The sequence below is a fragment of the Methylosinus sp. LW3 genome (assembly GCF_000527115.1).
In the GTDB taxonomy this organism is placed as follows: Bacteria; Pseudomonadota; Alphaproteobacteria; order Rhizobiales; family Beijerinckiaceae; genus Methylosinus.
Map to the genome: position 1 here is coordinate 3436413 of NZ_AZUO01000001.1, position 22801 is coordinate 3459213.

The following is a 22801-nucleotide window of genomic DNA, read 5'->3' on the forward strand; positions in this document are numbered from 1 at the left end:
CGGGAGAGGGAAGCGGCAAACGCTACGCGAAACCTTTATGAAACGCGCAATCTGCCCCCTCTCCCGCGCAGCGGAGGAGGGCCGTTGCCGCACATCACTTGCGACGTGGGCCAGCCGCGCTCTTCCTCACGCCGCGCGCGGGCGCTGTAGACGCTTTCGCTTTCACCGCCGGCGCGGACTCCGCCAAAAACCCCTCGAGCGCGCGGGCGAGGCTGCGGAAAGTTTCCTTGCGCGCCGAGGAGGCGCGAAAGACGAGGCCGATGCGGCGAAAAGGCGCCTCGCCCGAGAGCGGCCGCACCACGAGATCGAGCCCGCGCAATATTCCGGCGTCCAGCGCCATTTGCGGCAGCAACGTCACGCCCAGCCCATTGGCCACCATTTGCGCCAGCGTGTGCAGGCTGGTGCCCTGAAAGGCCACATTGCGCCGCGCGCCCTCGAGCGCGCAGGCGGCGAGCGCATGATCGCGCAGGCAATGGCCCTCCTCGAGCAGCAGAAGATCCTCGGCCGCCATATCGTCATGGCCGACCGCCGCCATTCCGCTCAGCCTATGCCCCGGCAGGCAGACGACGACGAAAGGGTCTACGCCTATGTCGATCGTCTCCATGCCGCGTGAGGGATAGGGCAGCGCCAGCACGGCCGCGTCCAATTCGCCGGCGTCGAGACGCGCCAGCAGAGGCTCGGTCTGCTCCTCGCGCAGATAGAGCTTCAGCTCTGGAAAGGCGGAGCGCAGCCGCGGCAGCACGCGCGGAAACAGAAACGGTCCTATGGTCGGTATGACGCCGAGCCGCAGCGGCCCGGACATGGGCGCCTGGGCGGCGCGCGCCAGCTCGACGATATCCTGCGCCTCGCGTAGCAGCGTGCGTGCGCGCTCGGCCAATTCGCGCCCCACCGGCGTCGGCGAGACCTTGCGCTTGGTGCGCTCGAAGAGGCGCACGCCGAGCAATTGCTCGAGCTCCAATATTCCGGCGCTGAGCGTCGATTGGCCGACGAGGCAGACCTCGGCCGCGCGGCCGAAATGCCGCTCGTCCACGACGGCGACCAGAAAACGCAGCTGCCTGAGGGTGGGCAAAACCGCCATCCGCACAGCATAATCGTTAAATTCGATTATTGAAGCCTGTTTTTTTCGCTTTTATCGATGGTGAAACCCCTCTAGGTTCCCGGGCGTCTTCCCCGAAGGCCCGCGGACTCATCCGCCTCTCGCGCGCCTTCACCACTCGAGGAGAAAATCGAATGTCTCTCATCGGCTCCGAGATCAAGCCGTTCAAGGCGACCGCCTTCCACGCCGGCAAGTTCGTCGACGTCACCGAAGCCACGCTCAAGGGCAAGTGGTCGGTGTTCTTCTTCTATCCGGCCGACTTCACCTTCGTCTGCCCGACCGAGCTCGAGGACCTCGCCACCAACTACGCCGCCTTCAAGGCGGTCGGCGTCGAGATCTACGGCGTCTCCACCGACACGCATTTCGCGCATAAGGCTTGGCACGACACCTCGCCGGCGATCGGCAAGATCGAGTATCCGCTGGTCGGCGATCCGACGCTGACGCTGAGCCGCAATTTCGACGTGCTGATCGAAGAGGCCGGCCTCGCCGACCGCGGCACTTTCGTCATCGATCCGGACGGCAAGATTCAGATCGTCGAGATCAACGCGGGCGGCGTCGGCCGCAATGCGCTCGAGCTGCTGCGCAAGATCAAGGCTGCGCAGTATGTCGCGGCGCATCCGGGCGAGGTTTGCCCGGCCAAGTGGGAAGAGGGTCAGAAGACGCTCGCTCCCTCGCTCGACCTCGTCGGCAAGATCTGATTTCGCTTCACGCCTCCGGCCGGTTCGCCGGCCGGGGGCGCTCTACCCGCCCCTCGCCCGCAGCTTCCGTCCCTCATCCTGAGGCGCTTTTTGCGGAACGCAAAAAGCCTCGAAGGATGCTCCAGAACGCGCTGCGGCGCACCCTTCGAGACGCCTGCTGCGCAGGCTCCTCAGGGTGAGGGGATTGTTCTCGAAAATCGGGAGTCGAAGATGCTGGACGCCGCTCTGAAAACCCAGTTGCAGGCCTATTTCGCGCGCATCGTCACGCCCATCACGCTCCGCGCCTCGCTCGACGACAGCGAGAAATCCACAGAGCTCGCCGAACTGCTGCAGGAGGTCGCGAGCGTCTCGGACAATATCTCCTATGTGCGCAGCGACGATGATTCGCGCCGCCCCTCTTTCGCGATCGAGCGTCAGGGCGCCGATATCGGCCTGCGCTTCGCCGCCATTCCGGGCGGACATGAATTCAACTCCTTCGTGCTGGCGCTGCTGCATGTCGGCGGCCATCCGCCCAAGGAGGACGAGGAGACTCTCGCGCGCATAAAGGCGCTCGATGGCGAATATCGCTTCGAGACCTATTTCTCGCTCACCTGCCAGAACTGCCCCGAGGTGGTGCAGGCTCTCGACACTATGGCGGCGCTCAATCCGCGCGTGCGCCATGTGGCGATCGACGGCGGGCTCTTCCCCAAGGAGGTGGAGGAGCGCGGCATTATGGCGGTGCCCGCCGTCTATCTGAATGGCGAGCCCTTCCAGCACGGCCGCGCGACGCTGGAGCAGATTCTCGACAAGCTCGACGCCGGCGCCGGCGCCGGCGAGAAGAAGGCCGCGTCCATTTCCGCCAAGGAACCCTTCGACGTGCTGGTGGTGGGCGGCGGCCCGGCGGGCGCCGCGGCGGCGATCTACGCCGCGCGCAAGGGCGTGCGCACCGGCATTGTCGCCGAGCGTTTCGGCGGCCAGGTGCAGGACACGGCGGGCATAGAGAATTTCATCTCGGTTCCGCATACGGAAGGGCCGCAAATGGCGGCGGCGCTGGAGCGTCACGTCGCGGAGTATTCCGTCGATGTGATGAACGGCCAGATCGCCTCCGCGCTGGTTCCGGCGGCGGAGGCCGGCGGCCTCGCGGAGCTGAAGCTCGCCAATGGCGCCTCGCTGAAGTCGAAGACGATCATTCTGGCGCCGGGCGCGCGCTGGCGGCGCATAAATGTGCCGGGCGAGACGGAATATATGACCAAGGGCGTCGCCTATTGCCCGCATTGCGACGGGCCTTTGTTCAAGGGCAAGCGCGTCGCCGTGATCGGCGGCGGCAATTCCGGCGTGGAAGCCGCGATCGATCTCGCCGGCCTCGCCTCGCATGTGACGCTGCTCGAATTCGACGCGAAGCTGCGCGCCGATGGAATCTTGCAGGAGAAGCTGCGCTCGCTGCCCAATGTGACGATTCTCGTCTCGGCCCAGACAACGGAGATTCTCGGCGACGGCGCCAAGGTGACGGGTCTCGTCTATCGCGACCGCGAGAGCGAGGCGACGCGCACTGTCGAATTGGAAGGAGTGTTCGTGCAGATCGGACTGCTGCCCAACACGGAATGGCTGAATGGCGCGGTGACGCTCTCGCAATATAAGGAGATCGAGATCGACCGCCGCTGCCACACTTCCGCGCCGGGCGTGTTCGCGGCCGGCGACGCGACGACCGTTCCCTATAAGCAGATCGTCATCGCCATGGGCGAAGGCGCGACGGCGGCGCTGTCGGCCTTCGATCATCTGGTGAGAATGTGATGCGAGTTCGCTTCTCGGTCTCTGCGAGAAGCGTGAGCCGCGAAGCAATCCAGAGCGCCCCTCGTCTCTGGGTTGCTTCGCTCCGCTCGCAGTGACGACGGCGCGCGCCGGTCAGATCTGGCCTTTGATTTCCAAGAGCTCGACATCGAAAATGAGCGTGGCGTTGGGCGGAATCACGCCGCCGGCGCCGCGCGCGCCATAGCCCAGCTCGGGCGGAATGACGAGCGTGCGCTTGCCGCCCACCTTCATGCCGAGAATGCCCTGATCCCAGCCGGGAATCACTTGTCCGGCCGAGAGGCGGAACTCGAAGGGCTGGCCGCGGTCCAGCGAGCTGTCGAACTTCTTGCCCTTGGCGCCGTTCTGCGCGACCCAGCCGGTGTAATGCATCTTCAGCATCTGCCCCGGCTCCGCGCCGGCTCCGGTCCCGACCTTTGTGTCGGTGATCTTGATTCCGGTGGCGGTGGTGGTCGTCGCAGGGCTCTGCGCGATCACCGGGAGCGGCGCGGCGACGAGCGCCAATGCGGCGAGGACGGGCAGAGCGTGGAAACGGAATACGGCGCGCATGTCGGGTCCTTTGGGAATAGGGCGCGGCGAGCAGCCCTGCGCGCATCGGCGAGGGCGGCGGCGAGAGGGCGGGTGAACGGCGCCGCCGATCATTCGGCCCGCCTATCGGCCTTCATGACCTTTCCGCAGAGCGTCGCCACGGCCTGTCTGCCCGCGACGCAGGCGGGTGTCAACCAACGGCAAATGACGCGAGGCGAGGCTCGAGGGCGGGAAAGTCGTGCGGGGTGTGATGGTGCTGCAAGAGAGGATTGAACTCTCGACCTCTCCCTTACCAAGGGAGTGCTCTACCACTGAGCTACTGCAGCGTCGGGCGGCCTTGTGCCACAGTGATCGCGACTGCGCAAGACATTCGCCGCGCCTATCCGCCGAGCGGAAGGAGGAAAATCGTCGAAAGGGGAAAAGTGGAGCAAATGGTGGGCGGCACAGGGATTGAACCTGTGACCCCTCCCGTGTGAAGGGAGTGCTCTCCCGCTGAGCTAGCCGCCCGAGGGCCTCACCGAGGCCGAACAGTTCTGTAAGAGACGACGGCGTCTCCCGTCAAGTGCATGCGGAGGCTTCCAGCACGCCGAGCGAGGCCACGGCCTCCCATAATTCGTCGAAATGCGAGATCACCCGGTCGGGGCCGAAGGACGAGACCGGGGTCTCCGTATAGCCGAAATCCACCGCGACCACAGGCACGCCGGCGTTTTTGGCCGTCGCTATGTCGGTCTGCGAATCGCCGACCATCACCGCGCGCGCCGCATGGCCGCCGGCTCTTTCGATCGTCAGCGTCAGCGCGCTCGCGTCGGGCTTGTGCGCGGGAAAAGTGTCGCGGCCGCAAATGGCCGCGAATCGCCCGGCGACGCCCAGGCGCTCCAGCAGCAGAACGGCCAGCTCCTCGGATTTATTGGTGCAGACGGCGAGCGCGAAGCCGGCCTCGGCGAATCGCTCCAGCGCCGCTTCCGCTCCGGGGAAGAGCCGCGTCTCGACGGCGATTCGCTCGCGATAATGGGCGATAAACTCGGGAAACAGCGCCTCGACCCGCTCCGGCGGGAGCGGCGCGCCCGTGGCCGCAAAACCACGCTCGATCATCGCCCGCGCGCCGGCCCCGGCCAGCGTGCGCACGGCGGAGAGAGGCACGGGCATGCGGCCGTCGCGCTCCAGCAGCACGCCCAAGGTCGCGATGAGATCGCCGGCCGTGTCCGCCAACGTGCCGTCGAGATCGAAGACCAGAGTCGGCGCGCCGACCATTCGCTGCCCCTACCCTATTCGGCGCCGTCTCGCGATTGCCGCATCGGCGTGTAGACTGCGCCCTGTGATTCGTCGAAGGAGTGTAACCTTGCGCGCAGCCATTCGTCTCCTCTCTCTCGGGGCCGCCCTGGCGGCGCCGGCGGCGCTCGCCGGCAATTACGAGTTTCTCGCCGCCCCGCAGACCGATCTCAACCGCGTGTTTCGCCTGGACCGCGCCAGCGGCGAGGTGGGGGCCTGCCAATATGGGCTGAAGGAGGGCGCCGCCGTCGGCGTGACGCTGTGCTATCCGCCGGGCGAGGGCGCCAAGGCGGGGCAATTCAGCGAATATGCGCTGATCGCCTCCCGCCATACGGGCGAGGGCGGCGTGTTCCGCGTCGATCTGCGCTCGGGACAGATGTCGATCTGCTTCGTCTTGAACGAAAGCTCGGTGGTCTGCACGCCGCCGGCGAAATAGCGAGACCCCGAATAGGAGACAGCGAGCCCGAAGGCTCGCTTTCGCCGATCAATTGTTGAAGCGGAAATGCAGCACGTCGCCGTCGGCGACGACATATTCCTTGCCCTCGAGCCGGAACTTCCCCGCCTCGCGCGCGCCCGCTTCGCCGCGCAGCGCGACATAATCCTCATAGGCGATCGTCTCGGCGCGGATGAAGCCCTTCTCGAAATCGGTATGGATCACCGCCGCCGCCTGCGGCGCGCGCGTGCCCTGCTCGATCGTCCAGGCGCGCGCCTCCTTCGGACCCACGGTGAAATAGGTGACGAGGCGCAGCAGCGTATAGCCGGCCCGGATGACGCGGTTGAGGCCCGGCTCCTCGAGCCCGACCGCCTCGAGATAGTCCTTCTGCTCCTCGGCCGGCAGCACGGCGATCTCGCTCTCGATCTTGGCCGAGACGACGACGCTCGCAGCGCCCTCCTCGCGCGCGCGCGCCGCGACCTTCTGCGAGAAGGAATTGCCCTCCGCTGCGGCGCCCTCCTCGACATTGCAGACATAGAGAACGGGCTTGGACGACAGCAGGCCGAGACCGGCGAGCGCTTCTCGCTCCTCCGGCGCGATCACGACGAGGCGGGCGGGACGGCCCTCGCGCACCAGATCGAGGCAGCGGCGCATCAGATCGAGCAGCTCCTTGGCGTCCTTGTCGCCGCCCTTGGCCTTCTTCTCGAGCGGAACGACGCGCTTTTCCAGGCTCTCGAGATCGGCGAGCATCAGCTCGGTCTCGATCGTCTCGATGTCGCGGATCGGATCGACGTCGCCCTCGACATGGGTGATGTCGCCGTCCTCGAAGCAGCGCACCACATGGGCGATGGCGTCGCATTCACGGATATTGGCCAAAAACTGATTGCCGAGCCCCTCGCCCTTGGAGGCGCCGCGCACGAGGCCGGCGATGTCCACGAAGGTGAGGCGCGTCGGGATGATCTGCTTGGAGCCGGCGATCTCGCAGAGCTTTTCGAGGCGCGGATCGGGCACGGCGACGTCGCCGACATTGGGCTCGATCGTGCAGAAGGGGTAATTGGCCGCCTGCGCGGCCGCCGTCTGCGTCAGCGCGTTGAAGAGGGTCGACTTGCCGACATTCGGCAGGCCGACGATTCCACATTTGAAGCCCATGGCGTCCCGTTTCCTCGCGCAATCTCGCTGCGGCGCGGTATGGGCGGGACCGGCGCAAAAGGCAAGGGGCGCGGCGCGGCGGGGCGCGGCGGGTCGCCGCGTCTCCATAATTCCGCCCCGCAGAAAGGCGCATCGTCGCCGCGCGGGTTGACCGCGCGCCTCGCAAGGCGGAAAAGCTTCGACAAAAGCAGAGCGTCGGCGAATTTCAAGGGCGCGATTCTGGCGCGGAACGACATGCGAAACAAGTCACAGGCACGGATCGGGCAGGCTGGTCGCGCAATCGCGACATTCGCGGCGGCGGGATTGCTCGCCGCGCCGCTCTTTCCCGCGCTGGCGCAGACGGCCGCAGAGCCGCCGGCTCCTCCCGTGGCCCCGGCCGCTCCCGCCGCGCCGGCGCCGGTCCCCGTGGCTCCTCCGGCGGCCCAAGCCCCGGCTCCTGCTCCTGCCTCTGCGCCCGCCGCCCCGGCCGAGCCCGGAGCCGCGCCGGCGGCCCCGCAGACGGCCGCCGCGCCCAAGCCCAAACCAAAGCCGAAGCCCAAGCCCTCGCCGCCGCGCGAGATGGCGCTCTCCGACGATCCGACCCCTGCGCTGCAACCCGAGACCTTCTTCGCCACCTCGCTCGCCTCCGAGCGCTATGCGGCCATCGCCGACGCCGGCGGCTGGCCAAAGGTGGGGACGCCATTGCAGCCCGGCGCGCGCGGCAAGGCGGTGGCGGCGCTGCGCAAGCGCCTCGCCGCAGAGGGCGATCTGCCGGCGGAAGCCTCCGGCGGCGAGGCCTGGGACGCGGGCCTCACCCAAGCGGTGAAGCATTTTCAATTCCGCATGGGGCTGAGGCAGACCGGCGTGGTCGCCGGCGCGACGCTACGCGAATTGGACGTGCCGGCCTCGGTGCGCTTTCGCCAACTGGCCTCCTCGGCGCAGCGGCTCGCCGGCAATGATTTCCCCTTCGGCCCACGCTATATCGTCGTCAACATCCCCTCTGCAGCGGTCGACGCCGTGGAGAACGGCCATGTCGCGCGGCGCTATACGGCGATCGTCGGCGATGTCGAGCATCCTTCGCCCGAGGTCGAGGCGAAGATCGGCGCGGTCAATCTCAACCCCACATGGACAGTCCCGGTCTCGATCATCAAGAACGAGATCATGCCCAAAATGCAGAAGGACCCGTCCTATCTCGCCAAGGCGCGCATTCGCGTCTTCGACAATCACGGGACCGAGATCGAGCCGAAATCGATCAATTGGGCCAGCGAGCGGGCCGTCAATTACACGCTGCGCCAGGACAGCGGCGCGCAGAACTCGCTGGGCTCGATCCGCATCGCAATGCCCAACAAGCATGCGGTCTATATGCACGACACGCCGAGCAAGCGGCTCTTCGCCAGCGACTACCGCTTTCTCTCGCATGGCTGCGTGCGCGTCGAGGGCGTCTATGACCTCGCGACCTGGCTGCTGGAAGGCGCGCCGGGCCAATGGGACAGAGCCGCGATCATGTCCAAGATCGGCGGCGAGCGTCAGGACGTGACCCTGCCCAAGCCCGTGCCGGTCGTATGGGTGTATATGACCGGATGGGCTTCCGCGAATGGAACCGTTCACTTCCGCAACGATATATATGGGGTGGACGCGGTGGGCGAAGCGCGCGGAGAGCGCTGATTCGCTCGTCCCTTCGGAGGAACGATGCGCGGCGCTTCGATCGTTTTCGCCCTGGCCTTCTCAGGCGCTCTCTGTGCGGCAGCCGCAGAGCGGCGCTCCCCTCCGCCGCGGACGGCGGAGACCGTCGTCGTCCTCCCCGTGCAATATTGCGAGAAAATGTGCCCGCAGGACTTCGCGCCCTGTGATCCGCCTTATTTCAAGACCGCCGATGCGCGCTGCGCACAGGTCGGCGCGGGGCGATGAGGCGCGACTCCTTCTCCCGCGAAGGGGGAGAAGGTGGCCTCGCGAAGCGAGGTCGGATGAGGGCATGCCCCACCTCGCTCGAAAACACTCTAATCGTCCAGCCCACGCGCGCTCTCGTGCCAGCGTGAGAGGGCGAGGCGCGACAGCGCCGTCAGCCCCGCATAGATGACGATTCCCGCCAGCGAGACCAGCGCCAGCGCCGCGAACATGCGCGGAATGTCGAGGCGATAGCCCGCCTCCGAAATGCGGAAGGCGAGGCCCGCCCCCTGCCCCGCGGCGCCGGCCGCGAGCTCCGCCGCAATGGCGCCGATGAGCGCCAGCCCGCCGCCGATGCGCAGCCCGGTGAAAAATTGCGGCAGCGCCGCCGGAGCGCGCAGATAGACGAGCTTGCGCCAGGGCGAGGCGCGATAGAGATCGAAAAGCTCGACCAATGAGCGATCGACCGAGGCGAGGCCGAGCGACGTATTGGCGAGAATGGGGAAGAAGGCGACGAGAAACGCGCAGACCAGCACAGCCTCGGCGGGGGCGAGATAGACCAGCAGCAGCGGCGCTATGGCGATGATGGGCGTCACCTGCAGCACGATGGCGAAGGGCATCAGCGCGCGCTCCATCCAGCGCGAGCGCGAGATGAGCAGCGCGAGGGCCACGCCGCCGATCGTCGCCAGCGCCAGCGCCTCCAGCGCCGTCGTCAGCGTGACGAGGAGCGAGGCGAAGAGAATGTCCCTGTCCTTCACCAGAGTCTCGGCGATGAGGCTCGGCGCCGGCAGCACATAGGCCGGAATGGCCCAGAAGCGCACCGCCGCCTCCCAAGCGGCGAGCGCGGCCGCCAGCACGGCCAGCGGCAACAACGCCTCGCGAAGCGGACTCGTTTGCTTCATCGCAGCTCCTCCCCATAGGCGCTGCGCAGAGCGGCGGAAGCGCGCCGGCAATATTGCGCGAACTGGGGACTCGTGCGGAATTCTTCGTCGCGCGCGATGGCCGCATCTATGTCGATCGTATCGACGATCGCGCCGCCGCGCGCGGCGAGCGCGAGAATGCGCGTCGAGAGATAGACGCTCTCGTAAATGGAATGCGTGACGAAGACGATCGTCGTCTCCAATCTCTGCTTCATCGCGAGAAGATCGTCGCCGAGACGAAAGCGCGTCACCTCGTCGAGCGCGGCGAAGGGCTCGTCCATCAGCAGCAATTTCGGCCGCGTCACCAAGCCGCGCGCTATGGCGACGCGCATCTTCATGCCGCCGGAGAGCTGACGCGGCAGCGCCGTCTCGAAATCGGCGAGGCCGACGAGAGCGAGCGTCTCGCGCACCAGCGGAGCCGCGGCCTCGCGCGTCTTGCCGGCGAGGCGCAGCGGCAGATAGACATTGGCGAAGACATCGGCCCAGGGCAGCAGCGTCGCCTCCTGAAACACGAAGCCGATGTTATGCGCCGCGGCCGAGTCGCGCCAATCGATGACGCCGGCGCTGGGCGTCGCGAGGCCGGCGATGAGCCGCAGCGCCGTGGATTTGCCGCAGCCCGACGGGCCGAGCAAGGTCAGAAACTCGCCCTCGCGAAGGTCGAGATGGAAATTCTCGAGCGCCGCGACGCCATTGGCGAAGCTTTTGCCGATCCCGCGCAGCGAGACCAGAGGCTCCGCGACGCCCACCGTCACTGCGCCCCCGCCGCATGCGAAGGTCGCAGCTCCAGCCCGACCTTCTTGTTCACGAAGCGCGTCGTATAGCCCTGGGCGATGGGAAGATCGGCGGGGAAGACGCCGGCCTTGGCCATTTTGTCGAAGAAGCTGCGCAAGCGCGCGTCGGTCATCGCGCCAATGCCGAGGCTGAGCGAATCGCCGGAGTCGACGATGCCGCGCTCCTTCAGCTTCTCGACGGAATAAGCGAGCTGGCCCTCGGACATTTCGGGATTGTCCTTGCGGATGGCGGCGTTGGCGGCGCTATTGTCGCCATAGATGTAATGATACCAGCCGATGATCGACGCGTCGACGAAACGCTGCACGAGATCGGCCTTGGTCTCGATCGTCTCCTTGCGCGTCTCGATCGTCGTCGAATAGCTGTCATAGCCGTAATCGGCGAGCAGAAACACATTGGGCGTGAAGCCGCCCTGGCGCGCGATCTCGAAAGGCTCGGAGGTCAGATAGCCCTGCTGAATCGATTTCTTGTCGGCGAGGAAGGGCGCCGAGTTGAAAGTGTAGGGCTTGATCTTCTCTTCCTTGAAGCCATAGGCCTGCTTCAGCCATTGATAGACCGAGACGAGATTGTCATTGCCGATGAAGGCCGTCGCCTTGGGCAGATCCTCGAAGCGATCTAGCCCCTCGCCCGGATGCGACATGAAGATGATCGGGTCCTTCTGGAACATGCTGGCGACGGCGACGATGGGCGCCTTCTGCTGCACGGCGGAGAAGGTCTGGATGAGATTGGCGCCCATGCAGAAATCGACGCGGCCGGCGGCGAGCAGCAGCCGCGCGTTGGATTGCGGACCGCCCTGCAATATTGTGACGTCCAGGCCGTATTTGGCGTAAGTGCCGTCGACGAGGGCCTGATAAAAGCCGCCATGCTCGGCCTGCGCCCGCCAATTGGTGGCAAAGGAGACCTTGTCCAGCGCCAGCGCCGGAAGGGCGGAGAGGAAGAAAGCCAAAGCCGCGATCTGTGCTGCGAAGCGTTTCGTCATCGATTGCCTCACCTCGATTTTTCCAACGATCTTCGGGTTCTCCCTTCTCCCACTCTGTGGGAGAAGGGCGGTGAAGAAGCATATCCCCAACCCTCGTCCTGAGGAGCCGCCGTAGGCGGCGTCTCGAAGGACGGCCGCGAGCTGAAATCAAAGGATACGGCCCGCTGCCGTCCTTCGAGACGCCCGCTTCGCGGGCTCCTCAGGACGAGGGTTGCAGTCATTATTCCTCCACCCGGTCGGATTCGCCCCCGCTATGGCGATCCGCATCCGAAAGGTCTACCCTCTCCGCCATGCTGCCGTCCCGCTATTGGACCGACCTCGCCACCACCGACTACCGCGACCTCGAGATGGAGCGCGTCATCGCCGTGCTGCCCATCGCCGCCGTCGAGCAGCATGGGCCGCATCTACCGGTCGGCGTCGATTCGCAGATCATGCGCGGCATGATCGAGCGCGTCGTGGACCGCCTGCCGGACGATCTCGACGCGCTGTTCCTGCCATTGCAGGCGATCGGCGTCTCCATCGAGCATGGCGATTTTCCCGGCACGCTCAGCCTCTCGCATGAGACGGCGCTGCGCCTTCTCTGTGAGATCGGCGAAGGCGTCGCCCGCGCCGGCTGCCGCAAGCTCGTACTCCTCAATTCGCATGGGGGCAACTCGGCGCTCATCTCCCAGGCGGCGCTCGAGCTGCGCATTCGCCACGAGCTGCTCGCCGTCGCCTGCTCCTGGCATCGCTTCGGCTATCCCGACGGGCTGTTCGGCGAGGAGGAGATCCGCCTCGGCATCCATGGCGGAGAGATCGAGACCTCGCTGATGCTCGCGCTCGCGCCGGATTTCGTCGATATGGCGCGGGCGCGGCATTTTCGCTCCGCCAGCGCCGATTTCGAGCGCGATTTCACCTGGTTGCGCGCCGACCGGCCGATCGGCTTCGGCTGGAAGACGCAGGACCTCTCGAAGGAAGGGGCGATCGGCGACGCCGCGGCGGCCAGCGCCGCCAAGGGCGAGGCCGCGGCCGATTATTGGGCGACCGCCTTCGTCGAGCTGCTGCGCGACGTCGAGGCCTTCGATCTCGAGCGTTTCGCCGGCGCGCCGCCGAAATAGCGCCGGAAACGCAACAGGGAACCGGCCTTTCGCCGTCTTTGGAGGCTTTCGCCTCGGCGCGGTTCGGTCTACAACGCGCGCAACTGCGCAGCCAGACGCTCCAAAGAGGCCCCGATATGACCGAAATCATCGATATTCACGCTCGCGAGATACTCGATTCGCGCGGCAATCCCACGGTCGAGGTCGAGGTCGTGCTGGAGGACGGCTCCTTCGGCCGCGCCGCCGTGCCGTCGGGCGCCTCCACCGGCGCCCATGAGGCGGTGGAGAAGCGCGACGGCGACAAGACCCGCTATCTCGGCAAGGGCGTGCTGGACGCCGTGCAGAGCGTCAATGAGGACATAGCGGGCGAGCTCGTCGGCTTCGAGGCCGAGGATCAAGTGGCGGTCGACGAGGCGCTGATCGAGCTCGACGACACGCCGAACAAGTCGCGGCTCGGCGCCAACGCCATTCTGGGCGTCTCGCTGGCCGTCGCCAAGGCGGCCGCCGACGCCTCCTCTCTGCCGCTCTATCGCTATATCGGCGGCGTGCAGGCGCGCGTGCTGCCAGTGCCGATGATGAACATTATCAATGGCGGCGCCCACGCCGACAATCCGATCGACTTTCAGGAATTCATGATCCTGCCGGTCGGCGCGCCCACCGTGCGCGAGGCGATCCGCTGGGGCGCGGAAGTTTTCCACACGCTGAAAGCCGCGCTGAAGAAGGCCGGCCTCTCCACCTCCGTGGGCGACGAAGGGGGCTTTGCCCCCAATCTCCCCTCCGCCGAGGCGGCGCTCGACATCATCGTCGAGGCGATCGTCACGGCGGGATTCGTGCCGGGCGAGGACATCTATCTCGGCGCCGACGTCGCCTCGACCGAGTTCTTCAAGAACGGCAAATATGTCTATGAGGGCGAGAAGGTCACGCGCACCATAGAGGAGCAGGTCGCCTATCTCGCCAAGCTCGCCGAGGCCTATCCGATCGTCACGATCGAGGACGGCATGGCCGAGGACGATTGGGAGGGCTGGCGCCTCCTCACCGACACGCTCGGCGACAAGATCCAGCTCGTCGGCGACGATGTCTTCGTCACCAATGTCGAGCGCCTGGCGCGCGGCATCGACGAGGACGTCGCCAATTCGCTGCTGGTGAAGGTCAATCAGATCGGCACGCTGACCGAGACGCTCGCCGCCGTGGAGATGGCGCATCGCGCCGCCTATACGACGGTGATCTCGCATCGCTCCGGCGAGACGGAAGATTCGACCATCGCCGACATCGCCGTCGCCACCAATAGCGGGCAGATCAAGACCGGCTCGCTGGCGCGCTCGGACAGAGTCGCGAAGTATAATCAGCTCATCCGCATCGAGGAGGAGCTGGGATCGGCGGCCATCTACGCCGGCCGCAGCGCGCTGAAGGCGCTGGTATAAAGCCCTCACCCTCCCCCGCTCACGCGGGAGAGGGAAGTCGGCGACATTGCGCGAACTTTGGATGAAGGCCCGAATCTGCTCCCTCTCCCGCAAAGCGGGGGAGGGTTGGGGAGGGGGCCTTCGACACGGATATTCGGCTCTCCCCCATGCCCATGGAAAAGACCTTCGACCCCTCGACCATCGAAGCGCGGATGCGCGAGCTCTGGGAAGAGGCGGGCGCCTTTCGCGCCGGCCGGCCGGAGCGCGCCGGCGCGAAGCCTTTTTCCATCGTCATTCCGCCGCCGAACGTCACCGGCTCGCTGCATATGGGCCATGCGCTCAACAATACGCTGCAGGATATTCTCGCGCGCTATCATCGCATGCGCGGCGACGATGTCCTGTGGCAGCCGGGCACCGACCATGCAGGCATAGCGACGCAGATGGTGGTCGAGCGCAAGCTGATGGAGCGCCAGCAGCATCGCCGCGAATTGGGCCGCGCCAAATTCTTGGAAGAGGTCTGGGCCTGGAAGGCGGAGTCGGGCGGCGTCATTGTCGAGCAATTGAAGCGGCTCGGCGCCTCCTGCGACTGGTCGCGCGAGCGCTTCACGCTGGACGAAGGGCTTTCCCGCGCCGTGGTGAAAGTCTTCGTGCAGCTCTATCGCGATGGGCTCATCTATAAGGACAAGCGCCTCGTCAATTGGGACCCGAAGCTGCTGACCGCCATCTCCGATCTCGAGGTGCAGCAGATCGAGGTGAAGGGCCATTTGTGGCACTTCAAATATCCGGTGGTCTATCACGACGGCCAGCCGACCGGCGAGTTCATCACCGTGGCGACGACGCGCCCCGAGACCATGCTCGGCGACACGGCGGTGGCCGTGCATCCCGAGGACGAGCGCTACACGAAATTGGTCGGCAAGAATGTGCGCCTGCCGCTGGTCGGTCGCCTCATCCCTATCGTCGCGGATGAATATTCCGATCCCGAGAAGGGCACGGGCGCGGTGAAGATCACCCCCGCGCATGACTTCAACGATTTCGAGGTCGGCCGCCGGCATGGTCTGCGCCTCATCAATGTGCTCGACGCCGAAGGCGCGGTGACGCTGAAGGACAATGCGGATTTCTTCGAGCATGTCGCGCCCTCTCCCGAGCTCGACATGACGGTCGCCGCTCTGCACGGCCTCGACCGCAACGCCGCCCGCGCGCGCGTGGTGGCGATGATGGAGGAGCATGAGCTGCTCGCCGAAGTGTCGGACCATAAGCATATGGTGCCGCATGGCGACCGCTCCGGCGCCGTGCTGGAGCCGCGTCTCACCGACCAATGGTATGTCGACGCCAAGACTCTGGCGCAGCCGGCTCTCGCCGCGGTGCGCGAGGGCCGCACCAATTTCGTGCCGAAGAATTGGGAGAAGACCTATTTCGATTGGCTCGAGAACATCCAGCCCTGGTGCGTGTCGCGCCAGCTGTGGTGGGGCCATCGCATACCGGCCTGGTATGACGAGGACGGCAATGTCTTCGTCGAGGACAGCGAGGAGGCCGCCCTCGCCGCCGCACGCGCGAAGCACGGACGCGACGTGGCGCTGACGCGCGACGAGGATGTGCTCGACACGTGGTTCTCTTCCGCGCTCTGGCCCTTCTCGACGCTCGGCTGGCCCGACGAGACGAAGGAGCTCGATCGCTATTATCCCACCAATGTTCTGGTGACGGGCTTCGACATCATCTTCTTCTGGGTCGCCCGCATGATGATGATGGGCCTCTATTTCAAAAAGGAGGTCCCCTTCCACGACGTCTACATTCACGCCCTCGTCCGCGACGAGAAGGGCGCCAAGATGTCGAAGTCGAAGGGCAATGTCATCGATCCGGTGCACCTCATCAACGAATATGGTGCCGATGCGCTGCGCTTCACCCTCGCCGCCATGGCGGCGCAGGGGCGCGACATAAAGCTCTCGACGCAGCGCGTCGTGGGCTACCGCAATTTCGCGACCAAGCTGTGGAACGCCTCGCGCTTCGCCGAGATCAACGGCTGCGCCCGCGTCGCCGGCTTCGATCCGAAGAATAATCAGATCACGCTCAATCGCTGGATCGTCAGCGAGGCGGCGCGCGCCTCCGCCGAGATCGCCGCGGCGATCGAGGCCTATCGCTTCAACGACGCCGCCAATGCGGCCTACCGCTTCGTCTGGAACCAGCTCTGCGATTGGTATCTCGAGCTGGCCAAGCCCCTGCTGCAAGGCGAGGACGGCGCCGCCAAGGACGAGACGCGCGCCACCACGGCGTTCCTGCTCGATCAGACTTACGCGCTGCTGCATCCCTTCATGCCCTTCATCACCGAGGAGCTGTGGGGCGTCAAAGGTTTCGAAGGTCCCGCGCGCGAGACGCCGCTGGCGCTGGCGCAATGGCCCGATCTTTCCGGCCTCGAGGACGCCGCCGCGGAAGCCGAAATCGGCTGGATCGTCGATCTCGTCTCCGAAGTGCGCTCCGTGCGCTCGGAAATGAACCTGCCCGCCGGCGCGGAAGTTCCTCTCGTCCTCGTCGGCGCCGACGCTGATGTGCAGTCGCGGGTGACGCGCTGGGACGAGACGCTGCGCAAGCTCGCGCGCCTCTCGCAGATCGGCTTCGTCGACGCTGCTCCCAAGAGCAGCGCGCAATTGATCGTGCGCGGCGTTCTCGCCGCCATACCGCTGGAAGGCGTCATCGATTTCGCGGCGGAGAAGGTGCGTCTCGCCAAGGAGACCGCCAAGCTCGAAGGCGAGGCGAAGAAGATCGAGGCCAAGCTCGGCAACGCCGATTTCGTCGCCCGCGCGCCGGAGGAGGTGGTGGAGGAAAATCGCGAGCGCCTCGAGGAGACGCGCGAGCGCATCGAGAAACTGACAGCCGCGGCCAAGCGGCTCGGCTGAACCTCATCCCGAGTCCGGCCGTCGTCCCGAGAAGGACGGCGGCGCGGCCCTCGCAGAGACGGCCGCCCTAATCGGCGAGGCGAGGCGCGCCATTCCTTTCCATTGCGATCTCCTTCGCAATGTCGTCGATCGCGCGCCGCAACGTCTCCTCGAGCATCGCCGATCCGCCGCGCCCCAAGGCGTAGATCGCCTCATCCGTCTTTTGCTCGATTATCCGCAGCGTGAAAGCATTCGGCGACTCGCATCCCGATCGCGCCAAGGAGAGGTCACGCAGAGCGAGCGCGAATTGCCCGCGCGTCGCCAACAACATGCGCGCAAGCGAGAGAACCAGGGCGAATTGCCGATCGCCGGCGTCGCCCATCCGCGCGGCGCCCGGGAGTTCCCTCGCCTGATTGTCATTGCACAGCGGCGCGACGCCCGTTTCCGTGGGACGGCGACGGTCCCGACGCCCAAACCAATCCGCGTCACGCAGGCCGTCGCGTCGGACGAAATCTCTCCAACTGCAAATCATGGGCGCAACAAGCCGCACGGTGACACGCCACATCCGGCGTGTTAACCGTAAATGGAAACCAACTCCGCGCCGAAGGTCCCGCATTCGCGCGTCTCTGTCAAGCAAATATGAGAGAGTGCGTGCCGGAAACGAAGGCAAATCCCGTATTCGACAGAGCCGGCCTCGCGCAGAGATTGGGCCAGGCGGTCGATGCGGCGGGCGGTCCGGCCAGAATCTTGCGGGACGCGGGCGTCACCTCCTCCACTTATAGCCGTTATCTCAATGGTGAGACCGAAGCCTCCGCCGAGAAGCTCGGCCGCATCGCCGAGGTGACGGGCGTCTCGCTCGACTGGCTGGTGCTGGATCGCGGCGCTCCCATATTCGAGGCCGGCGCGCCGCCGGCGATTCCACTCGGCCCGGATATGGCGCAAATCCCGCCGCTGCGGATCGGCGAGGCGGCGGAGCGCGAAATCGCCGGCGAGCGGATCGCCTTTCCGCGCGCCCTGCTGCGACGCCTCGGAACTGAGATCGAGGCGCTCGAATTTTTGCGCGCGCGCGGCGATTCCATGCGGCCGACGATAGAGGATGGCGCGATCGTGCTGATCGACCGCTCGCAGCGCGACATTATCGGCGACGCCGTCTATCTCGTCTCGCTCGACGACGGCCCATTGATCCGTCGCGTGCGTCGCAATGTGGATGGCGCGATCACTCTGATCTCCGACAATCGCGCCTGCTACGAGCCCGAGAGGCTGGAGCGCGCCGACGCCGAGCGCCTCTGCGTCCACGGCCGCATTCGTTGGACCGAATCTCTGCTCTGACGCGCGCTGGACCCCTCCGCTTTCACGAATTGGCGGTGTCAAAGCCGCAGTCGTCTCGCCATCGTCAGCATGGCCGAGCCATTCGGCCGTGCGACCAATGAAGAAAAACCAACGGAGGGAACAATGGCGTTGAACGTTCATGGCGGCACGAATTACGGCAAGATCGTCATATGGGCGGTCGGCCTCGTCGCCTTCGTCGCCGTCGCGCTGACGAAGGTTCCAGAATGGATTTCCCCCAAGAGCGCGAGCGTGACCGGCGACACCGGCGCCACCACGCGCATGATCAATTGAGGAACGCGCGGCGAGCCGCAATTCATCTGAATTCGTCTCGTTTCGCTTCGCCCCGCGCGCCCGAGCGGGGCGATTTTTTTTGCGCGCGACGCTGGACCCGTCGCCGCTCGCCGATTGGCGGTTCAACGGCGCAGCGGAGACATTACCGTCGACGCCGTAAGTGTGACGATCCCCACTGCCTCGCCGGCTTCGGCCGCGCGAGGCCTTTTTGCCTGCGCTCCGCGGCCGAGCCGGGGGTATCCATGCCGAGGGATCGGGGCTATCTTGCGCGCGCCCTTTCCGCCCTCTCTATGAGGGCCTAGCGTTCATGCTCCTCGCGCGATGACTCTCACACATAAGCCCGTCGGTCCCGACAGCCGCGTCTTCCTCGTCGACGGCTCGTCCTTCGTCTTTCGCGCCTATTTCCAGTCGATACGGCAGGACGCGAAATATAATTATCGCACGGACCGCCTGCCGACCGGCGCGGTGCGGCTGTTCTGCGCCAAGCTGTTTCAGTTCATCCGCGAGGGCGCGGCCGATCTCACGCCGACGCATCTCGCCATCATCTTCGACAAATCGGAGAACTCCTTCCGCAAGGAGATCTACCCCGCTTACAAGGCGCATCGTCAGGACCCGCCCGACGATCTCATTCCGCAATTTCCGCTGATGCGCGCCGCCGTGCGCGCCTTCGGCCTGCTGCCGATCGAGCAGGACGTCTATGAGGCGGACGATCTCATCGCCACTTACGCCAAAGAGGCGCGGGCGCGCGGCGCCGATGTGCTGATCGTCTCCGCCGACAAGGACCTTATGCAGCTCATCGACGATAAAGTGTCGATGTATGATCCGGCTTCGGGCGCGCGCGAGGAGCGGCGCATTGGCTACAATGAGGTGGTCGATTATTTCGGCGTGCCGCCTTCGAGGGTCGTCGATGTGCAGGCGCTGGCTGGCGATTCCACCGATAATGTGCCGGGCGCCAAGGGCATTGGCGTGAAAACCGCCGCACAGCTCATCAATGAGTACGGCGATCTCGACACGCTGCTGGCGCGCGCCGGCGAGATCAAGCAGCCCAAACGCCGCGAGACGCTGACCGATCCTGCGAGCGTCGCGCTGATCCGCACGTCGGAGAGACTGGTGAAGCTCGTCGACGACGCGCCGCTGGAGATTCCGCTGGACGATCTCGGCCTGCATCAGCCGGACGGCAAGACGCTGGTCGCCTTTCTGCAGGCGATGGAGTTCACGCAACTGACGCGCCGCGCTGCGGAGACCTATAGCGTCGAGGCGAATGAGATCGAGCCGGACCCAGCCTTTGTCGGCCCGGCGGGATGGCGCGGCCGCAATGGCGAGGTCGCCGAGGCGCCCGCCCTGCCCGCGCCTCAGACCGCAGCGCCGGGCGCGCCCACCGCTCCGGCGGGAGAGAAGGGCGCGCTCGGGCCGGCCGCGCTCGCCGAGGCGCGGCGCGAGCAAGGCGTCGCGATGAAGATCGATCGCTCGCTCTATGAGACGGTGACGACGATCGAGCGGCTCGACGCCTGGATCGCGGAAGCCTTCGCCATAGGCGTCGTCGCGATGGATACGGAGACGACCTCTCTCGATCCCATGTCCTGCGATCTCGTCGGCGTCTCGCTGGCGACGGCGCCCGGACGCGCCTGCTATATTCCGCTGCAGCATGTCGCGCCCACCGGCGCCGATCTGCTCGGCGGCGATCCGCCGCCCGTGCAAATTCCCTTTGCGGAAGCGCTGGCGCGCTTGAAGCCGCTATTGGAAGCGCGCGGCGTGCTGAAGATCGCGCATAATATGAAATATGATCTCCTCGTTCTGGCCTGCTGCGGCATCGATGTCGCGCCGATCGAGGACACGATGCTGATCTCTTATGTGCTCGACGCCGGCCGCAATAATCACGGCCTCGACGAGCTTTCGAAGAAGCATCTCGGCCACGAATGCATTCCGTTTTCCGCCGTCGCCGGCTCCGGCCGCACCTTCATCGGCTTCGCGCGCGTGCCGCTCGACAGAGCGACCGAATATGCGGCGGAAGATTCCGATGTCGCTCTGCGCCTGTGGCGCGCGCTGAGGCCGCGCCTTGCCGCCGAGCATATGACCAGCGTCTATGAGACGCTGGAGCGCCCCATGGTGAGCGTGCTCGCGAAGATGGAGCGGCGCGGAATCGCGATCGATCGCAATATTCTCTCGCGCCTCTCCGGCGAATTCGCGCAGGATATGGCGCGGCTCGAGGCCGAGATCCACGAGCTCGCCGGCGAGAGCTTCAATCTCGGCTCGCCCAAGCAATTGGGCGATATTCTCTTCGGCAAGATGGGCCTGCCCGGCGCCAAGAAGACCGCGACCGGCGCCTGGTCCACCTCGGCCAGCGTGCTCGACGAATTGGCCGAGAGCGGCAATACATTCGCCGCGCGCATCTTGGATTGGCGACAGCTCTCCAAGCTCAAATCCACTTACACCGATGCGCTGCCTACTTTCGTCAATCCGACGACGCATCGCGTCCACACATCCTACGCGCTCGCCGCGACGACGACTGGGCGGCTCTCCTCGTCGGACCCCAATCTGCAGAACATCCCTGTGCGCAACGAGGCTGGGCGCAAGATTCGCACGGCCTTCGTCGCCGAACGCGGCAATGTGCTCATCTCGGCGGATTATTCGCAGATCGAATTGCGGCTGCTCGCGCATATCGCCGATATTCCGCAATTGCGGCAGGCCTTCGCCGATGGAATCGACATTCACGCGATGACGGCGAGCGAGATGTTCGGCGTGCCGGTGCAGGGCATGCCGTCGGAGGTGCGCCGCCGCGCCAAGGCGATCAATTTCGGCATCATCTATGGCATTTCCGCCTTCGGCCTCGCCAATCAGCTCTCCATTCCGCGCGAGGAGGCGGCCGCCTATATCAAGCGCTATTTCGAGCGCTTCCCCGGCATTCGCGCCTATATGGACAAGACGCGCAAGGCCGTGCGGGAGAACGGCCTCGTCACCACCATCTTCGGCCGCAAATGCCATTTCCCGCGCATCGGCTCGTCGAACGCCTCGGAGCGCGCTTTCTTCGAGCGCGCCGCGATCAATGCGCCGATCCAAGGCGCGGCCGCCGACATCATCCGCCGCGCCATGGCGCGCATGGACGAGGCGCTCGCGCATGAGAAGCTCAGCGCGCGCATGTTGCTGCAAGTGCATGACGAGCTGGTGTTCGAGGCGCCGAAGGAAGAGGCCGAGGCGACGATCCGCATCGTCAAGCGCGTGATGGAGGAGGCGCCGCATCCGGCGGTGACGCTCTCCGTGCCGCTGGAAGTGGAAGCCCGCGCCGCGCAGAATTGGGACGAGGCGCATTGATTTGAAGCGACGCCGCGGTCGCGCCAGCGAAGCGGGCTATCGAATGCGCGCATCCTCGTCGCCCCCCGACGTCATGGCCGGGCTTGTCCCGGCCATCCACGCCAGGACGCCGAAGCGTCTTAAGACATTTGGCGTGACGCCGAAGCTCCAGCGACACGCCGTGGGACGCATCCGTCGATAGCGGACGCTTTCCTTCGGTTCCTCGGCTGCGCGGCGTGGATGGCCGGGACAAGCCCGGCCATGACGGCCACAGGGCGAATCCAGGGCGCGCAAAAGCGCCCCGCCGCGTTGCGCAGGTGATGCAAGGTCGCTCGCGACGCCGCGGCCGCCATCGGCTATTCCCGCGCGCGCCTGGGATATTCGGCCGGCTTTTGCATTTGTTCCCAAATGCCTCCGCGCGAAGGAGAAGCCGCGCCGGCGGAGCGGCGTCGAGCGCGTGAACGAGGGTAGCCGCCGCGCGTCTCTCGAAACCGCGCACCTGCCCAGAGAGAGGCCCTTACGTTCGGATCAGCGACGGGACCGGACCTCGCGTAAGAGGTCCGCGAGCGTGGTTTCATCCTTCGGCAGGATGAAACGCGGACGCGAGGCGCGCGACAGGCCGAGAATATCGCCGGGCGCGCGTTCGCGAATGCGCCGCATCCGACTGTCGACATTTCGGCAGGACCACTTCTCGCCCGGCTCTCCGGTCGATGGATTGATGCCGGACACGGGATAGCGGTAGCAGAGATCGTCACCGTTGAATTGCCAGTATCCATGCAGAATCACGGTGTTGCCGGGATACCAGAGATAGCAGTTTCCATTCGGCACATGATATTCGACCTGCGTTCCGTGAAACGGATCGTAGCCACGGATCGTCGCGCCGGCGAAGTAAGCGCGTCCACGCGCGGCGGCCTCCTGAGCGATCGCTCCGCCGGTCATGGAAAAAAGGGCGAGGGCGGCGAAGGAGAATTTCTGGATACGCGCAGGATCAATTCGCATGTCGTAATTCCGCGAACCAAGCAACAAATGCAAATTAGCCGA

19 protein-coding genes and 2 tRNA genes are annotated in these 22801 nt (G+C 65.8%); 10 read left to right on the forward strand and 11 right to left on the reverse strand.

Annotated elements, in window-relative coordinates:
* Window positions 1–94: 94 nt before the first annotated feature.
* A complete protein-coding gene (locus METLW3_RS0117175; RefSeq protein WP_024881071.1) occupies window positions 95–1078 on the reverse strand; it encodes a hydrogen peroxide-inducible genes activator in 984 nt (327 codons plus the stop codon).
* Window positions 1079–1230: 152 nt separating this feature from the next.
* Here METLW3_RS0117175 and ahpC point away from each other — a divergent pair, with 152 nt between their 5' ends.
* Together ahpC and ahpF are read left to right on the forward strand one after the other, a co-directional pair.
* Complete coding sequence (ahpC, locus tag METLW3_RS0117180; protein ID WP_024881072.1) at window positions 1231–1794, forward strand: alkyl hydroperoxide reductase subunit C; 564 nt, start codon at window positions 1231–1233, stop codon at window positions 1792–1794.
* 210 nt (window positions 1795–2004) lie between these two features.
* Window positions 2005–3564, forward strand: coding sequence for an alkyl hydroperoxide reductase subunit F (ahpF, locus tag METLW3_RS0117185; protein WP_024881073.1), 1560 nt, complete (start codon window positions 2005–2007; stop codon window positions 3562–3564).
* 111 nt (window positions 3565–3675) lie between these two features.
* Here ahpF and METLW3_RS0117190 read toward each other — a convergent pair whose 3' ends face one another.
* From METLW3_RS0117190 to METLW3_RS0117205, 4 genes are all read right to left on the reverse strand, one after another.
* Window positions 3676–4128 (reverse strand): FKBP-type peptidyl-prolyl cis-trans isomerase, encoded by a 453-nt coding sequence (locus tag METLW3_RS0117190; protein ID WP_024881074.1) that lies wholly within the window; start codon window positions 4126–4128, stop codon window positions 3676–3678.
* A gap of 230 nt (window positions 4129–4358) precedes the next feature.
* Window positions 4359–4433: transfer RNA gene (locus tag METLW3_RS0117195), tRNA-Thr, on the reverse strand.
* Between the two features lie 106 nt (window positions 4434–4539).
* Window positions 4540–4614 (reverse strand) — tRNA-Val (locus METLW3_RS0117200).
* 51 nt (window positions 4615–4665) lie between these two features.
* Window positions 4666–5358: an HAD-IA family hydrolase gene (locus METLW3_RS0117205; RefSeq protein ID WP_024881075.1), complete on the reverse strand. Its 693-nt coding sequence runs from the start codon at window positions 5356–5358 to the stop codon at window positions 4666–4668.
* Between the two features lie 88 nt (window positions 5359–5446).
* On the opposite strand from METLW3_RS0117205, the gene METLW3_RS0117210 reads away from it, so the two are divergent.
* Window positions 5447–5812, forward strand: a complete 366-nt coding sequence (locus METLW3_RS0117210; RefSeq protein WP_018266706.1) for a hypothetical protein — start codon at window positions 5447–5449, stop codon at window positions 5810–5812.
* A 48-nt stretch (window positions 5813–5860) separates the two neighbouring features.
* Here METLW3_RS0117210 and ychF read toward each other — a convergent pair whose 3' ends face one another.
* Window positions 5861–6958 carry a redox-regulated ATPase YchF gene (gene ychF, locus METLW3_RS0117215; RefSeq protein ID WP_024881076.1) on the reverse strand — a complete coding sequence of 366 codons (1098 nt, stop codon included), beginning with the start codon at window positions 6956–6958 and terminating at the stop codon, window positions 5861–5863.
* Window positions 6959–7192: 234 nt separating this feature from the next.
* Here ychF and METLW3_RS0117220 point away from each other — a divergent pair, with 234 nt between their 5' ends.
* Window positions 7193–8602 carry a L,D-transpeptidase family protein gene (locus METLW3_RS0117220; RefSeq protein ID WP_024881077.1) on the forward strand — a complete coding sequence of 470 codons (1410 nt, stop codon included), beginning with the start codon at window positions 7193–7195 and terminating at the stop codon, window positions 8600–8602.
* A 332-nt stretch (window positions 8603–8934) separates the two neighbouring features.
* On the opposite strand, the gene METLW3_RS0117230 is transcribed toward METLW3_RS0117220, so the two are convergent.
* The 3 genes from METLW3_RS0117230 to METLW3_RS0117240 are packed head-to-tail and all read right to left on the reverse strand — an operon-like array spanning window position 8935 to window position 11509.
* Complete coding sequence (locus METLW3_RS0117230; protein ID WP_024881079.1) at window positions 8935–9723, reverse strand: ABC transporter permease subunit; 789 nt, start codon at window positions 9721–9723, stop codon at window positions 8935–8937.
* Window positions 9720–10487 carry an ABC transporter ATP-binding protein gene (locus METLW3_RS0117235; RefSeq protein ID WP_051465452.1) on the reverse strand — a complete coding sequence of 256 codons (768 nt, stop codon included), beginning with the start codon at window positions 10485–10487 and terminating at the stop codon, window positions 9720–9722. Before METLW3_RS0117235 ends, METLW3_RS0117230 begins: the two co-directional genes overlap by 4 nt.
* A gap of 2 nt (window positions 10488–10489) precedes the next feature.
* Window positions 10490–11509, reverse strand: coding sequence for an ABC transporter substrate-binding protein (locus METLW3_RS0117240; RefSeq protein WP_024881081.1), 1020 nt, complete (start codon window positions 11507–11509; stop codon window positions 10490–10492).
* Window positions 11510–11799: 290 nt separating this feature from the next.
* On the opposite strand from METLW3_RS0117240, the gene METLW3_RS0117245 reads away from it, so the two are divergent.
* The 3 genes from METLW3_RS0117245 (at window position 11800) to METLW3_RS0117255 (ending at window position 16873) form a co-directional block, all read left to right on the forward strand.
* Entirely contained in the window at window positions 11800–12606 is an 807-nt protein-coding gene (locus tag METLW3_RS0117245) for a creatininase family protein (RefSeq protein WP_024881082.1), read from the forward strand.
* Window positions 12607–12722: 116 nt separating this feature from the next.
* A complete protein-coding gene (eno, locus tag METLW3_RS0117250; RefSeq protein ID WP_024881083.1) occupies window positions 12723–14006 on the forward strand; it encodes a phosphopyruvate hydratase in 1284 nt (427 codons plus the stop codon).
* Window positions 14007–14158: 152 nt separating this feature from the next.
* Complete coding sequence (locus METLW3_RS0117255) at window positions 14159–16873, forward strand: valine--tRNA ligase (RefSeq protein WP_024881084.1); 2715 nt, start codon at window positions 14159–14161, stop codon at window positions 16871–16873.
* Between the two features lie 67 nt (window positions 16874–16940).
* Here the strand turns inward: METLW3_RS0117255 and METLW3_RS0117260 are convergent, their stop codons facing one another.
* Window positions 16941–17234, reverse strand: coding sequence for a hypothetical protein (locus METLW3_RS0117260; RefSeq protein WP_024881085.1), 294 nt, complete (start codon window positions 17232–17234; stop codon window positions 16941–16943).
* Between the two features lie 269 nt (window positions 17235–17503).
* Here METLW3_RS0117260 and METLW3_RS0117265 point away from each other — a divergent pair, with 269 nt between their 5' ends.
* The 3 genes from METLW3_RS0117265 (at window position 17504) to polA (ending at window position 21781) form a co-directional block, all read left to right on the forward strand.
* Window positions 17504–18181: a LexA family transcriptional regulator gene (locus tag METLW3_RS0117265; protein WP_245267393.1), complete on the forward strand. Its 678-nt coding sequence runs from the start codon at window positions 17504–17506 to the stop codon at window positions 18179–18181.
* A gap of 123 nt (window positions 18182–18304) precedes the next feature.
* Window positions 18305–18472 (forward strand): hypothetical protein, encoded by a 168-nt coding sequence (locus tag METLW3_RS28855; protein WP_018267973.1) that lies wholly within the window; start codon window positions 18305–18307, stop codon window positions 18470–18472.
* A gap of 321 nt (window positions 18473–18793) precedes the next feature.
* Window positions 18794–21781: a DNA polymerase I gene (gene polA / locus METLW3_RS0117275; protein ID WP_024881087.1), complete on the forward strand. Its 2988-nt coding sequence runs from the start codon at window positions 18794–18796 to the stop codon at window positions 21779–21781.
* A gap of 507 nt (window positions 21782–22288) precedes the next feature.
* On the opposite strand, the gene METLW3_RS27005 is transcribed toward polA, so the two are convergent.
* Window positions 22289–22759 carry a hypothetical protein gene (locus METLW3_RS27005; protein WP_024881088.1) on the reverse strand — a complete coding sequence of 157 codons (471 nt, stop codon included), beginning with the start codon at window positions 22757–22759 and terminating at the stop codon, window positions 22289–22291.
* Window positions 22760–22801 lie beyond the last annotated feature (42 nt).

Coding starts and splice junctions, on each gene's coding strand:
- METLW3_RS0117175 (WP_024881071.1), bottom strand. CDS start 1,078: ATGGCGGTTTTGCCCACCCTCAGGCAGCTGCGTTTTCTGGTCGCCGTC.
- ahpC (WP_024881072.1), top strand. CDS start 1,231: ATGTCTCTCATCGGCTCCGAGATCAAGCCGTTCAAGGCGACCGCCTTC.
- ahpF (WP_024881073.1), top strand. CDS start 2,005: ATGCTGGACGCCGCTCTGAAAACCCAGTTGCAGGCCTATTTCGCGCGC.
- METLW3_RS0117190 (WP_024881074.1), bottom strand. CDS start 4,128: ATGCGCGCCGTATTCCGTTTCCACGCTCTGCCCGTCCTCGCCGCATTG.
- METLW3_RS0117205 (WP_024881075.1), bottom strand. CDS start 5,358: ATGGTCGGCGCGCCGACTCTGGTCTTCGATCTCGACGGCACGTTGGCG.
- ychF (WP_024881076.1), bottom strand. CDS start 6,958: ATGGGCTTCAAATGTGGAATCGTCGGCCTGCCGAATGTCGGCAAGTCG.
- METLW3_RS0117220 (WP_024881077.1), top strand. CDS start 7,193: ATGCGAAACAAGTCACAGGCACGGATCGGGCAGGCTGGTCGCGCAATC.
- METLW3_RS0117230 (WP_024881079.1), bottom strand. CDS start 9,723: ATGAAGCAAACGAGTCCGCTTCGCGAGGCGTTGTTGCCGCTGGCCGTG.
- METLW3_RS0117240 (WP_024881081.1), bottom strand. CDS start 11,509: ATGACGAAACGCTTCGCAGCACAGATCGCGGCTTTGGCTTTCTTCCTC.
- METLW3_RS0117245 (WP_024881082.1), top strand. CDS start 11,800: ATGCTGCCGTCCCGCTATTGGACCGACCTCGCCACCACCGACTACCGC.
- eno (WP_024881083.1), top strand. CDS start 12,723: ATGACCGAAATCATCGATATTCACGCTCGCGAGATACTCGATTCGCGC.
- METLW3_RS0117255 (WP_024881084.1), top strand. CDS start 14,159: ATGGAAAAGACCTTCGACCCCTCGACCATCGAAGCGCGGATGCGCGAG.
- METLW3_RS0117260 (WP_024881085.1), bottom strand. CDS start 17,234: ATGGGCGACGCCGGCGATCGGCAATTCGCCCTGGTTCTCTCGCTTGCG.
- METLW3_RS28855 (WP_018267973.1), top strand. CDS start 18,305: ATGGCGTTGAACGTTCATGGCGGCACGAATTACGGCAAGATCGTCATA.
- polA (WP_024881087.1), top strand. CDS start 18,794: ATGACTCTCACACATAAGCCCGTCGGTCCCGACAGCCGCGTCTTCCTC.
- METLW3_RS27005 (WP_024881088.1), bottom strand. CDS start 22,759: ATGCGAATTGATCCTGCGCGTATCCAGAAATTCTCCTTCGCCGCCCTC.